Origin of the sequence: Alteromonas sp. 5E99-2 (assembly GCF_017368475.1) — a bacterium.
In the GTDB taxonomy this organism is placed as follows: domain Bacteria; phylum Pseudomonadota; class Gammaproteobacteria; order Enterobacterales; family Alteromonadaceae; genus Alteromonas_F.
The window spans coordinates 97,708-110,292 of sequence record NZ_JAFNJE010000011.1 but is presented as its reverse complement, the minus strand read 5'-3'; the positions used below and the strand labels follow the sequence as shown (position 1 = coordinate 110,292).

Annotated in this window: 14 protein-coding genes; 9 read left to right on the top strand and 5 right to left on the bottom strand. The window is 41.6% G+C overall.

Features of this window, described 5'->3' with window-relative positions:
- The 3 genes from J3L16_RS12210 to ampD form a co-directional block, all read right to left on the bottom strand.
- Nucleotides 1–762 (bottom strand): GntR family transcriptional regulator, encoded by a 762-nt coding sequence (locus J3L16_RS12210; protein WP_207613258.1) that lies wholly within the window; start codon nucleotides 760–762, stop codon nucleotides 1–3.
- 207 nt (nucleotides 763–969) lie between these two features.
- Entirely contained in the window at nucleotides 970–1,809 is an 840-nt protein-coding gene (gene ampE, locus J3L16_RS12205; protein ID WP_207613257.1) for a regulatory signaling modulator protein AmpE, read from the bottom strand.
- A 55-nt stretch (nucleotides 1,810–1,864) separates the two neighbouring features.
- Nucleotides 1,865–2,413 (bottom strand): 1,6-anhydro-N-acetylmuramyl-L-alanine amidase AmpD, encoded by a 549-nt coding sequence (gene ampD / locus J3L16_RS12200; RefSeq protein WP_207613256.1) that lies wholly within the window; start codon nucleotides 2,411–2,413, stop codon nucleotides 1,865–1,867.
- A 156-nt stretch (nucleotides 2,414–2,569) separates the two neighbouring features.
- Between ampD and J3L16_RS12195 the strand changes: the two genes are divergently transcribed.
- The 9 genes from J3L16_RS12195 to J3L16_RS12155 all read left to right on the top strand — a co-directional run bounded on the left by J3L16_RS12195 (nucleotide 2,570) and on the right by J3L16_RS12155 (nucleotide 9,435).
- Nucleotides 2,570–3,046: a TIGR02281 family clan AA aspartic protease gene (locus tag J3L16_RS12195; protein ID WP_242698820.1), complete on the top strand. Its 477-nt coding sequence runs from the start codon at nucleotides 2,570–2,572 to the stop codon at nucleotides 3,044–3,046.
- A gap of 32 nt (nucleotides 3,047–3,078) precedes the next feature.
- Nucleotides 3,079–3,951: a carboxylating nicotinate-nucleotide diphosphorylase gene (gene nadC / locus J3L16_RS12190; protein ID WP_207613254.1), complete on the top strand. Its 873-nt coding sequence runs from the start codon at nucleotides 3,079–3,081 to the stop codon at nucleotides 3,949–3,951.
- A gap of 255 nt (nucleotides 3,952–4,206) precedes the next feature.
- Nucleotides 4,207–4,623, top strand: a complete 417-nt coding sequence (locus J3L16_RS12185) for a prepilin-type N-terminal cleavage/methylation domain-containing protein (RefSeq protein WP_207613303.1) — start codon at nucleotides 4,207–4,209, stop codon at nucleotides 4,621–4,623.
- Between the two features lie 74 nt (nucleotides 4,624–4,697).
- A complete protein-coding gene (locus J3L16_RS12180; RefSeq protein ID WP_207613253.1) occupies nucleotides 4,698–5,906 on the top strand; it encodes a type II secretion system F family protein in 1,209 nt (402 codons plus the stop codon).
- A 17-nt stretch (nucleotides 5,907–5,923) separates the two neighbouring features.
- Entirely contained in the window at nucleotides 5,924–6,844 is a 921-nt protein-coding gene (locus J3L16_RS12175) for an A24 family peptidase (protein WP_207613252.1), read from the top strand.
- Between the two features lie 3 nt (nucleotides 6,845–6,847).
- Nucleotides 6,848–7,462, top strand: coding sequence for a dephospho-CoA kinase (coaE, locus tag J3L16_RS12170; RefSeq protein ID WP_207613251.1), 615 nt, complete (start codon nucleotides 6,848–6,850; stop codon nucleotides 7,460–7,462).
- Nucleotides 7,463–7,570: 108 nt separating this feature from the next.
- Nucleotides 7,571–8,314, top strand: a complete 744-nt coding sequence (gene zapD, locus J3L16_RS12165) for a cell division protein ZapD (protein WP_242698813.1) — start codon at nucleotides 7,571–7,573, stop codon at nucleotides 8,312–8,314.
- On the top strand, nucleotides 8,315–8,524 hold the full coding sequence (gene yacG / locus J3L16_RS12160) for a DNA gyrase inhibitor YacG (RefSeq protein ID WP_207613250.1): 210 nt from the start codon (nucleotides 8,315–8,317) through the stop codon (nucleotides 8,522–8,524). It begins immediately after the preceding gene.
- A 14-nt stretch (nucleotides 8,525–8,538) separates the two neighbouring features.
- Complete coding sequence (locus J3L16_RS12155) at nucleotides 8,539–9,435, top strand: aspartoacylase (RefSeq protein WP_347564663.1); 897 nt, start codon at nucleotides 8,539–8,541, stop codon at nucleotides 9,433–9,435.
- A 3-nt stretch (nucleotides 9,436–9,438) separates the two neighbouring features.
- Here J3L16_RS12155 and mutT read toward each other — a convergent pair whose 3' ends face one another.
- Both mutT and secA read right to left on the bottom strand, forming a co-directional pair.
- On the bottom strand, nucleotides 9,439–9,825 hold the full coding sequence (gene mutT / locus J3L16_RS12150) for an 8-oxo-dGTP diphosphatase MutT (RefSeq protein ID WP_207613249.1): 387 nt from the start codon (nucleotides 9,823–9,825) through the stop codon (nucleotides 9,439–9,441).
- An 8-nt stretch (nucleotides 9,826–9,833) separates the two neighbouring features.
- Nucleotides 9,834–12,563, bottom strand: coding sequence for a preprotein translocase subunit SecA (secA, locus tag J3L16_RS12145; RefSeq protein WP_207613248.1), 2,730 nt, complete (start codon nucleotides 12,561–12,563; stop codon nucleotides 9,834–9,836).
- Nucleotides 12,564–12,585: the final 22 nt, after the last annotated feature.

Here is a 12,585-nt window from a genome sequence, read left to right as displayed (position 1 = left end):
TTACTGTCCTATTTTAGTCGTCTCTATACGCCGCAACGCTCGTTGTACACGGGTGTCGCGTTGATTAATTTGTAACAGCGTTTCTTCAATAAACGCCAAGTGACTATTACTAGCCTGTCGAGCCGTATCAGGATTCCCTGTTACTATGGCATCAACAATCTCTTTTCGTTGTGTGGAAAGTGTTGCTCCCACATCAACAGACTCACTTAGTAGATTCAAGTTCCGTTCAATGTTATCTACTAACATGGCTCGCATGGTACGCATCACATGAAGCAATACTGCATTGTGCGCTGCTTTCGCCATGGTCATGTAAAACTCGCCTAGCGCTTCGGCTTGTTGCCTCGTGCTTGCTGCTTTACAAGGTTCGTTCAATGTATCTAATGCGACTGACAACCTACGGTAATCGTCTGGTTGCCCTCGCAGAGCCGCATAATAGGCAGCCATGCCTTCTAACGCATGTCTAAATTCCAAAAGGTCAAATTGTGCTTCAGGTTTACTCGTCACTAGCGCCATCAGCGGGTCGGTCATTGCAGCATTTAATTGCTTACTAACGAAAGTCCCACCACCTTGTTTGCGCTCGACTAATCCCTTTGCCTGAAGATTACCCATTGCTTCCCTTAAAGAAGGCCTAGACACATCAAAACGCAAAGCAAGCTCACGTTCGGACGGTAATTTACAGCCAGCAATAAATGACCCATCCAAGATCATTGCTTCTAGTTTGTCAGTAATCACATCAGATAAACGTTGACGTTCTTGACGCATAAAAATAGAAGCCCTTCTTTATATTTGTTGATGACATCATTGCCTTCCAACAAATGGTATTACCAATTTACCTTTTAACTAGTTTAAAAGATTTTGTTAACACGCTCAAATTTGAATGTGATTTTCTTAACGTTAAATGTACATAAAATTTTAAATCCCGCTAATTTAGCGGGATAGAGAATAAACCGAGACAAATTGGTACGATGACTACAAAACACCAAAAACGGTTAATAAAGATACAACAACAAGAATAAACGTCATATTTCGTTTCGCAAGTTTTACTAAAATGCCGGGCTCTAGTAATGGATCAGATTCAGCGTCTTCTTTAGTGGGCAATATTTCAGATGCAGCAGAAACTCTTGTAATAACCGACACCGCACTTTCGGCAAAAGAAAATAAGGTGCTTGTCCACACTGTAATGCCATTGGCAAAATTACCCACTAACAACATACCCAAAGAACAAATACGCACAGGTACCCAATCAACCCAATGCCTTACTGTTCTGATTGCCTTTACCGAAAAATCGTTATCTTTACAGCAAAACTCAAAACCTTCTCGCACTAAAGTGTAAAAAACCGCTCCGGGTGCACCGAATAGAACAAAGGCTATCACCACACCGCCATAGTATTGGTAGTTTAACCACACTAGGCGCAAACCAAACGAAGGTGCTTGATCCGGTTGAGTGTCACAATGACCCATAGCCTGACTATGTAAATAACACCCGTCCAAATCCCCTCGACTGGCCGACTGTATAAAACACTTATAAGTGTTTCGCAGCGTTTGGCTACCTAAACAAACAAATAAAACAACGATTTCAACCACGAAAGCAATAAGGTTACCCGGTAAGAGGTTCAAGATTAACGATGTAGTAAAAGCGGGAATGAGTGCTACTAATAACCAATACACACTGCCGCTATCATTAGACAACCATTCTTTTGCATTTAGCCAAGAATAATAACGCTCTGCGTATCGCTCGCCTTGAAAGTGGTTTAATTTTACTGTTACACGCTCTAACGCTAGCGCACTCAGTAGTGCAAGAATAGTCATAAAACTCCAAACTTTTGTTCAACATTGTCACAATACGCATTCGCAGACTTACTGTCTACTTTTCAACCAACCCAGTTCTAAAACGGCACCAATCAAAATGACGACCTGGGTCGGTCTTTCGCCCCGGCGCTATATCGCTGTGACCTACTATGCGCCCTAACGTAACAGCCGGATAGTCTTTCATAATCTGTTTTGTGATGTTAATTAAAGACGCATATTGCGCGTCGGTAAATATATGGTCATCAGTGCCTTCCATTTCAATGCCAATAGAAAAATCGTTACAGCAATTACGTCCTTGAAAGCTTGATTTTCCGGCATGCCATGCGCGGTGTTTAAACTGCACAAATTGCAAAACCTTGCCTGTGCGTTCGATTAAACAATGAGCCGACACGCGCACCCCTTCAATTTCTTTATAAAAAGGGTGAACACGGGAATCTAAATCACCTTGAAAAAAACGCACAATATCACCACTACCAAATTGTCCCGGAGGGAGTGAGATATTATGGATCACCAATAAAGACACATCGTTTTCATCTGGACGTTCGTCAAAATGGGACGACGGTATCCACTCTATTGGTATTTGTGTACTTGTTGTATTGCTCATGTTTTATTATATTCGTTCGCCACAGGCTTTTTGTTTTTATGCGCTTCGCGATTGCCACACGTTAACCTTAGGAACATTGTTATGTCTTATGAAGACGACCCCAATTCGAATGCCGATACTACCTCAAACACTCGTCCACAACCAGCCGCAAAATGGATGGCGCTGTGCGCATGGATAAGTGCATTAGGCTTGTGTGTGTGGGCGTTTTCAGGTTTGCTTGAAAAACAAACCAACCCCAATCAATACGTACAATCCAGTGTATCAGGGCAGCAAGTCGAAGTGCGTTTAAAAAGAAACAGGCAAGGACACTATGTTGCAAAAGGCAAGATAAACGGCGAAACAGTCACTTTCTTGGTAGACACAGGTGCGACCAATGTTTCCATTCCTGCGCACCTTGCCAATAAACTCAGCGTTAGCCCCCAAGGCTATGGCATATCAAGTACGGCCAATGGCGATGTAGAAATTGCATTTACCACCATAAATACCCTTCAATTAGGCGACATTCAACTGAATCAGGTTTCAGCGTCTATTAATCCAGGAATGCAAGACGACAAAATACTGCTTGGAATGAGTGTACTGAGCCAGTTAGAGTTTACTCAAAAGCAAGACTGGCTTATTCTGCGCACGTTTTAATTCATTCTTCATTAATAAGGCAAGGCGCAGTCATGGCAGCAATACAACACAAACCCACTCATAGCGACATCCAAAAACACGTTAGAGACGCGCTGCGAGAAGATTTAGGTGGGCGCGTAAATAACCATGACGACATTACTGCTTCGCTAATACCAGCACAGCAAACTGCCAAAGCCACCATTATTACCCGCGAAGACATGGTGATGTGTGGGCTAGATTGGGTGTATGCAACTTGTCAACAAGTCGACAGCACAATTAAAATTACTGCCCATGTTAAAGACGGCCAACGAGTGTCGGCTAACGCAGTATTGTTCACACTCATAGGTAATGCCAGAGCATTATTAACTGCAGAGCGCACAGTATTAAACTTTGTACAGTTTTTAAGTGCTACAGCCACCACAACCTATAATTACGTACAATACATAAAACACAGCCAAACTCGGTTACTAGACACCCGCAAAACCATACCGGGTTTTCGATTAGCGCAAAAATACGCGGTTGCCTGTGGTGGAGGCATTAACCACAGAGTGGGTGTATATGACGCGTTTTTAATTAAAGAAAACCACATTGCCGCTTGTGGTGGTATTACAGCTGCCGTTAACCAAGCAAAAATACTAGCGCCCAACAAACCCCTTGAAGTAGAAGTAGAAACCTTTACCGAGCTTGAAGAAGCCACATTAGCAGGCGCAGACATTATTATGCTGGACAATTTTTCCACAGAACAGGTCAAAAGCGCAGTAGCCTTTGTAAACGGCCGTTGTAAACTGGAAGTGTCTGGCAATATTACTCATCACAGGCTAACAGAGCTGTGTAACACAGGTGTTGATTATATTTCATCTGGCGCACTCACAAAAACAGTACAAGCCATTGATTTATCAATGCGTTTAAATATAACTAAATCGTAAATTTATTCGTTTTATATTTGCCATTTTTGCAAAAACACAACTAAAGTAAATTGCATACGCTAATACTCATTTTCGATTTATTAAGTGTATTTAAACAAAGGTATTAATATAAATACTTGTCAGATGGTTATTTGTTTCTAATACTTGATACATGCCGAGGCGTGCATAAGCACTGCTACAAGGTATTTTTCAACAACCTAATGTGAACTTATATACGCACAACTTAACGGTGCACCTGGAGAGATGTTTATGACTATGTCAAAAGTAAAAACCAACCAAAACCAAAAAGGTTTTACCCTAATCGAATTGATGATTGTTGTTGCGATTATTGGTATTTTGGCTGCAGTAGCTTTGCCTGCTTATCAGACTTATACCAATAAAGCGACATTCTCTGAAGTGGTTAATGCCTCTTCTGCAGCAAAAACTGCAGTAGAAGTATGCTTTCAAGTAACTAATGATATTACAGCATGTGACGGTGGTGTCGAAGGTATTCCTAGTGACGTAAATGCTACTGACGATTTGGTAGGCCTTACAACTCTTGATGGCGTTATTACAACAACAGGTAGAACAAACTCTCCTGTTGACGGTGATACATTTAGACTAACACCTCAAATAAATGGTGGAGCTATAACTAGTTGGGATGATTTATGTAGCGATGGTCAACTTTGTTAAGAAAAGTTAATAGAAATTTGCAATATTAAAACAAGTGCCCACATTTTAGTGGGCATTTTTAATATAGAGATATTATGGCGAAATCAAATTATACATTTAACTGGGTGGGTTCTGACCGTTCAGGAAAATCCCGGAAAGGCAAGATAGTTGCTGCAAGTGCGATAGAAGCCAAAAACTTACTACGCCGACAAGGTGTATCAGCGAAAAGTGTAAGAAAACAGCAAAAATCCCTATTTAATCGCCCCAAAAAAATCAAATCAGCCGATATTTCTATTTTTACCCGTCAAATGGCAACCATGCTTGGGGCCGGTGTTAGTCTCCTTCAGTCACTTGAAATGATTGCTTCTGGTATGGCTAACGAAACAATGCGAGTGTTGATACTGGAAATAGCAAGTGAAGTAAAAGCAGGAGGTATGTTATCCGTCGCCTTGAGAAAACACCCTAATTACTTCGATGACTTGTACTGTGACTTGGTGAAAACTGGTGAACAAGCAGGCTCGTTAGAAATAATATATGACCGCATTGCAACCTACAAAGAAAAATCTGAAGCGCTAAAGTCGAAAATCAAAAAAGCCATGTTTTATCCCATTGGCGTACTAGTCGTCGCTTTTATTGTAACCACTATATTATTAGTTTTCGTAGTCCCTCAGTTTGAAGAAATTTTCGCCGGTTTCGGCGCTGAATTACCTGCTTTCACACAGCTTGTGATTGGCATTTCACGATTCTTGCAGGCTTATGGTTTGTATTTTGCCGTAGCATTAATTGTTGGAGGTTATCTGTTTGGTCGCGCTTACAAAAAATCACGAAAATTACGAGACTCACTGGATGTTAAAATATTAAAAATACCTGTTATTGGTGAAATACTACAAAAGGGCGCTATTGCCCGTTATGCTAGAACCCTGTCTACTACTTTTGCCTCTGGCGTTCCTTTAATTCAGGGCCTTGAATCGGCTGCAGGAGCGTCTGGTAACGCAGTGTATCGAGATGCCATTATGTTTGTTCGCTCTGAGGTGTCTAGTGGTATGCCTATGAATTCTGCTATGCGTACTACTGATGTATTCCCTGATATGGTGAGCCAAATGGTAGCCATAGGGGAAGAGTCAGGCTCTGTAGATGATATGCTCAGTAAAGTAGCCAGCATCTATGAAGCTCAAGTAGATGACATGGTAGATGGCTTAACTAGTTTACTTGAGCCCATGATCATGGCCGTATTAGGTGTAGTAATTGGCGGCCTCATCGTTGCTATGTACTTACCTATATTCCAATTAGGTAATGTAGTTTAAAATAAGGTTATTTTTTCATGACATCATTTGATGTGTTTTTCGACACATTTTTTTCAGTTCCTTGGTTTTTTTATTCCGTTATTATTGTAGTGAGTTTAATGGTAGGCAGTTTTTTAAACGTGGTTATTTACCGCTTGCCTATTATGATGGAACGCAGCTTTAAATATGAATGTAATGCCTATTTTAATGCAGATGAAAATGAAGCAGCTAATGCAAAAAATGTAGCTGCGCCACAAGACACCTTTAATTTAGCCAAGCCCGATAGCACCTGCCCTCATTGCAAACATGCTATTCGGGCTTGGGAAAATATTCCTGTTGTCAGTTACCTGTTTTTAAAAGGCAAATGCAGTCAATGTAAAAGCCCGATATCTGTTCGTTATCCTTTAGTCGAATTAACCACGGCTTTACTTAGTTTGTGGGTTGCCTACTTTTTTGGCCCAGGATACGCCGCGTTAGCCGCGGTACTGGTAACCTGGTTTTTAATTGCTATGAGCGGTATTGATTTAGATACCATGTATTTACCCGACCAGCTTACCTTACCTCTGCTATGGTTTGGTTTAGCACTGAGTTTAGCCGGTGATAATGGACTATTTATTTCACCTAGCGACGCGATTTTAGGCGCGATTTTTGGTTATTTAAGCCTATGGTCGATTTATTGGCTGTTTAAATTGATTACAGGTAAAGAAGGCATGGGCTATGGCGATTTTAAACTACTCGCCGCCTTAGGCGCCTTTACTGGTTGGCAAGGGCTACCCATTATCATATTACTATCGTCTTTGGTTGGCGCAGTGGTAGGTATTACCATCATAGTGACCCAAAACAAAGACAAAAATTTACAAATTCCCTATGGCCCTTACCTTGCGGCAGCAGGTTGGCTTACCTTAATGTATGCGCAGCCCATTACCGACTTGTATTTTAGCTACGTTTTTGGGGTGTAGTGAGTGTCATCGTGTTTTAGCATTGGTTTAACAGGCGGGATAGGCAGTGGAAAATCCACTGTGTCGAAACTGTTTGTAAATAATGGAATAACTCTAGTAGACGCAGACCAAATTGCCCGAGATGTAGTAGCTGCCGGTCAACCTGTACTCAACGACATTGTTCATACCTTTGGCAAAGAGGCACTATTAAGTGATGGCAACCTCAACCGCAATCATTTGCGCCAATGTGTATTTTCAGACCCCAGCAAAAAACAATGGTTAAACCAAACCTTGCACCCGCTAATTCGCAGCGAAATGCTCTCGCAAATGAACAAGGCTAAATCATCTTATTGTATTGTTGATGTGCCTTTATTAACTGAAAATAAAATGAGCGAATTGTTTCATCGGGTGCTTGTGGTTGATTGTGCAGTAGCAACACAAATGCACAGAGCTATGGCAAGAGATAATGCCACTGAAGAAGGTATTCAACACATTATAGAGGCACAAGCTACTCGAGAACAGCGACGGGCCATTGCCAACGACGTTATTACCAATGAAAGTACATTGCAGGCGCTCGAAAAGCAGGTAATAGAGCTTCACCATTTGTATATAAAAATGGCGGCTTCTGTTTCAGGTTAACTTATACACTCGTCACACGTTAATTTAGACCCTTAGCAATACTAAAACACTTGGTGAAAACCGCGGTTAGCGGTAAGCTTGTCATAAATCAATTAGATAGACATAACTATGCCAGTGTACGAATTTCCATTAAATGAAAAAATGCGCAATTATTTGCGTATTGAAGACTTAATGGCAAACATTACACTGACAAGTTCATCGTCGTCTTCTCGTCTTCACATTCAGTTTTTTGAGCACTTGTTTACCCTTCTCGACTTATTAGAGCGAATTGATATTCGCGGTGATGTCATTAAAGACCTTGATGCCCAAGAACGCAACTTGGTGATTTGGTCACAACATCCGAATATCGACAACACTGCGCTTTCTACAACCCTTAAAGCCGTTATTCAATGTCGAGACGGATTAAAAACAGCGGGTAAACCCGGTAGTGAACTAAAGTCCGATGGCTTTTTGCAATCCATTCGCCAGCGTTTTGCCATACCTGGCGCGACCTGTAGTTTTGATTTGCCTCAACTTCATTTTTGGTTGGGGAAATCTGACGAAGCGCGAAGTAAGGATATAAATACTTGGTTAAGCTCTGTGATATTAGTCAGCGACGCCATTAGCATGCTGTTGGGCCTTTTACGCCAGCGCAGTCAATTTGTAGATGTAGTAGCAAAAACTGGGTTTTACCAAGGTAATGCAGACGATAAAAATGTATTGATTCGAATAAAAATGCCGCCCAAAGCAACTGTATACCCAACCTTAAGTGGGAATAAGTATCGCTATGCGCTGCGTTTTATGGAAATGGAAGCGGGGCAAAGTATTGCGTCCGGTTCAGAAGTCACTTTTAGCATGGCAGCATGTAAGTAAATGAATGTTTCTTGTCCTACCTGTTCACAAAAAGTTGAGTGGTCTAGCCGCTCTGAATTTCGTCCTTTCTGTAGTAAACGTTGTCAAATGATTGATTTAGGCGACTGGGCAGAAGAGCAACACACCATAGCGGGTAAACCAGCAATAGACCCAAATGAGATGTCAGATGACGAATTAGCTGCGTTCATTAAGACATTCGACAAACAATAAAGAGCATACATAACGTGAGTAAAATTAATCAGTGTTTAATTGTTGGCGGTACCCACGGAAATGAAATGAGCGGTTTGGCAGTATTAACCGACACAGTACGCCAAGGCCTTGTGGATAAATTTCCCTCTATTAATTTACAATTTGATATTGGTAACCCTAACGCGGTAACTCAAAATACCCGTTTTACTGAAGAAGATTTAAACAGGCAATTTACGTTAGATAATTTGAATTCAGAAGCAAACACCTGTTATGAAGCAAAACGAGCACGAGAATTCGATAAAAAATGGGGTCCAAAGCAGGAACCAACAACAGACTTCGTCATTGATATTCACAATACCACCTCTGCCATGGGACCATGTTTAATTATATTGGAACTTGATGACTTCCATATTGGTTTAGCCCGTTATGTAAAGCAAGCTATGCCCAGCGCGGTTATTTTAGTTGAAGATGAACAACCACCTGCATCTCACCCTTATCTTTGCACTATAGGCAAACGAGGGGTCATGGTTGAAGTGGGCGCACAACCTCAAGGTGTGTGTCGTGCAGAGATATCAGCCCAAACTATTGAGCTTACTACCCATATTCTTGCCTATTGCGCATTATACAACGCACAACCCAATTGCGCTGACACTCTAGCTAAAACAGAAGCCTTTCGCCTTACTGGTACAGTTTACTACCCTGACAACACAGAAAACGTGAGTGATTTACATCAATTACGTGATTGGGCAATTCATTCTGATTTACAAGACAGTGATTTTACCCAGTTGAATAAGGGCGACCCCATTTTTGTATCCCTAAGTGGAGGTGTTTCACTATGGGAAGGCGAAACCACTTATCCCCATTTTATAAATGAAGCGGCCTACCATAAATACAATGTGGCTTTTGCCACTTCTGATAAATTTGAGGTTTAAGGCTTAGGAATTTTTGAGCCCGTCGATAATCGGCTTATTGGCTGCTGGGAAGTCGTTGTATTGTAAAAGGGAAATGGCTCGCCACTCACTGGGCTGGCCTTCTTTTCCTTTGGCTTCGCCAGTAAATGACTCTACTTTATAAACGTGTAAACGAACCTGTTTGTCACCGTAATCATGGGTTAACGTGATCAGCTCTTGAGCATCTTGAATTCGAATATCTATTTCTTCGAACAACTCACGAGCGAGTCCCTGTTCAGGACTTTCCCCAGCTTCAATTTTTCCACCGGGAAACTCCCACAAATTACCTTGGTGTGCGTCGGCTGCACGCTTACACACGAATACAGCCTGATCTTTTACTACAACGCCTACCGCAACGTTAACATGAGACATTAAGGGTTCTAGCTCAGTTTACCGTGGCAATGCTTGTATTTCTTACCAGAACCACAAGGACAAAGCTCATTACGGCCAACTTTGGCACCTTCTCTAACCATTGGCTTAGCCCCTTGAGCTTCCGCTGGTGCAGCTGGCGCACTGGTGGCCACAGCTTGTTGTGCGTCTTCGTGTTCGTAGTTTTTAGGTACATCGTCAGCTTGTCGTCTTTGTTCATCAACCGCAGCCACATCAGATTCAGCTCGCACTTGTACCTTACTTAAAATACGTACAACTTCAGCCTTTAAGCCTTCAAGCATGCCGGAAAACAGCTCAAAGCTTTCGCGCTTGTATTCTTGCTGAGGGTTTTTCTGTGCATAGCCACGTAAATGAATACCTTGGCGCAAATGGTCCATTGCCGCTAAATGCTCTTTCCAATGAGAATCTAGGTTTTGTAACATGACCGATTTTTCAAACTGCCTTAGCACTTCTGGTCCGACAAACTCTTCTTTTTCTTTGTACGCGCCAATCACTTTTTCTAAAATACGCTCACGTACTTTTTCTTCGTACAGTTTGTCTTCATCGTCTAGCCATTGCTTAACGGGTAGTGCAACATCGAAGTCGGCTTTTAAGCGATCTTCTAAGCCCGGTATATCCCACATTTCTTCTAAAGATTGTGGAGGAATATATTCGTCTACCACACCGTTTAAGACATCTTCTCTGATGATATCAATGGTTTCGCCAATATCACCTTCATCAAGCAATTCGTTGCGTTGCTCGTAAATAACTTTACGTTGGTCATTGGCTACATCATCGTATTCAAGTAGCTGTTTACGTATGTCGAAGTTTCGGCCTTCCACTTTACGCTGGGCATTTTCAATTGCACGAGTGACCCAAGGGTGCTCAATAGCTTCGCCTTTTTCCATGCCTAAGCGCTTCATCATATTACCCATTTTTTCAGAAGCAAAAATGCGCATCAGAGCATCGTCTAAAGACAAATAGAAACGAGATGAGCCTTTATCTCCTTGACGGCCAGAACGACCTCGTAATTGGTTATCAATTCGACGTGATTCGTGTCTTTCCGTACCAATAATATGTAAACCGCCCGCATCTAGTACTTGTGCATGACGCTCTTTCCATTCGTTTTTAATGCGTTCAACTGTTTCAGGTTTAGGGTCGTTAATTGCTTCTACTTCTGCTTGCCAATTCCCGCCTAAAACAATATCAGTTCCACGACCCGCCATGTTAGTGGCAATTGTTACCGCACCTGGACGGCCAGCTTGAGCAACAATGTCGGCTTCTTGTTCATGGAACTTAGCATTCAATACTTTATGAGGAATTTTCGCTTTCTTAAGCACACTTGAAAGCAACTCTGAGTTTTCTATTGATACCGTACCTACTAAGATAGGCTGGCCTCGGCCAGAACATTCTTTAATATCTTCAACAATGGCGTCGTATTTTTCTTCCGCTGTTAAATAAATCAAATCTGCCATATCTTTACGAACCATAGGCTTATTCGTAGGAATAACTACGGTTTCCAAGCTATAGATATGGTTGAATTCAAAGGCTTCGGTATCAGCTGTACCTGTCATGCCGCCTAGTTTTTCATATAAACGGAAGTAATTTTGAAAGGTAATCGACGCTAATGTTTGGTTTTCATTTTGAATTTTCACGCCTTCTTTGGCTTCTACGGCTTGGTGTAAACCTTCTGACCAACGGCGCCCTTCCATTGTTCTACCGGTGTGCTCATCAACAATAATGACTTCACTGCCTTTAACAATGTAATCCACGTCTTTTTGATATAGCTTGTGTGCTCTTAAAGCAGCATTAACGTGATGTAAAAGAGAAATATTTGCAGCAGCAAATAAGGATTCTTCTTCGGGTAATACACCGTTTTTCTTTAACACTTCTTCTACGTGTATTTGACCTTTTTCGGTAAGGTGAACTTGCTTGCCTTTCTCATCAATGGTGAAATCACCATCGCCAAAGTTGTCTTCTTCGTCTTCTTGTTCTTGCTGCTCCAATTCAGGGATAATGGTATTAATAGCAACATATAACTGAGCGTTGTCTTCAGCAGCACCAGAAATAATAAGCGGTGTTCTAGCTTCATCGATAAGAATGGAATCTACCTCATCAATTACCGCATAGTTCAGTGCTCTTTGTACCCGCTGCTCAGGGCTAAATGCCATATTATCGCGCAGGTAATCAAAACCAAATTCGTTGTTTGTGCCGTAGGTGATATCAGCTTCATAGGCAGCTTTCTTCTGATCAGGCATAAGCCCTGGAATGTTACAACCAACGGTTAATCCTAAAAATTCGAATAACGGGCGACTCCAATCAGCATCCCGTTTCGCTAGGTAATCGTTTACCGTTATAACATGCACACCTTTACCTGAAATTGCATTAAGGTAAGTAGGTAAAGTCGAGGTAAGAGTTTTACCTTCACCAGTTCGCATCTCAGAAATTTTGCCTTGGTGTAATACTTGTCCACCTAGCATTTGCACGTCAAAGTGGCGCATACCAAACACTCGCTTACTGGCTTCACGCACAGTAGCAAATGCAGGTATCAAAATATCGTCTAAGGTTTTACCTTCACTCAGCGCAGCTTTAAATTCTGCGGTTTTAGCTTTAAGTTGTTCGTCATCAAGCTTTTCGAAGTCCTCTTCTAGAGCATTAATCGCGACTACGTCTTTTCTTAGAGTTTTTAGTAAACGGTCGTTACGACTGCCAAATATTTTATTAAGTATGCTTGAGAACATTGCTAATTTAATCCACTACTTT

Excerpts from the sequence above, each read along its gene's own strand:
- J3L16_RS12195 (WP_242698820.1), top strand. The coding sequence starts at position 2,570 with ATGGCGCTGTGCGCATGGATAAGTGCATTAGGCTTGTGTGTGTGGGCG.
- J3L16_RS12180 (WP_207613253.1), top strand. The coding sequence starts at position 4,698 with ATGGCGAAATCAAATTATACATTTAACTGGGTGGGTTCTGACCGTTCA.
- secA (WP_207613248.1), bottom strand. The coding sequence starts at position 12,563 with ATGTTCTCAAGCATACTTAATAAAATATTTGGCAGTCGTAACGACCGT.
- J3L16_RS12175 (WP_207613252.1), top strand. The coding sequence starts at position 5,924 with ATGACATCATTTGATGTGTTTTTCGACACATTTTTTTCAGTTCCTTGG.
- zapD (WP_242698813.1), top strand. The coding sequence starts at position 7,571 with ATGCCAGTGTACGAATTTCCATTAAATGAAAAAATGCGCAATTATTTG.
- nadC (WP_207613254.1), top strand. The coding sequence starts at position 3,079 with ATGGCAGCAATACAACACAAACCCACTCATAGCGACATCCAAAAACAC.
- mutT (WP_207613249.1), bottom strand. The coding sequence starts at position 9,825 with ATGTCTCATGTTAACGTTGCGGTAGGCGTTGTAGTAAAAGATCAGGCT.
- ampE (WP_207613257.1), bottom strand. The coding sequence starts at position 1,809 with ATGACTATTCTTGCACTACTGAGTGCGCTAGCGTTAGAGCGTGTAACA.
- ampD (WP_207613256.1), bottom strand. The coding sequence starts at position 2,413 with ATGAGCAATACAACAAGTACACAAATACCAATAGAGTGGATACCGTCG.
- J3L16_RS12210 (WP_207613258.1), bottom strand. The coding sequence starts at position 762 with ATGCGTCAAGAACGTCAACGTTTATCTGATGTGATTACTGACAAACTA.
- J3L16_RS12185 (WP_207613303.1), top strand. The coding sequence starts at position 4,207 with ATGTCAAAAGTAAAAACCAACCAAAACCAAAAAGGTTTTACCCTAATC.
- yacG (WP_207613250.1), top strand. The coding sequence starts at position 8,315 with ATGAATGTTTCTTGTCCTACCTGTTCACAAAAAGTTGAGTGGTCTAGC.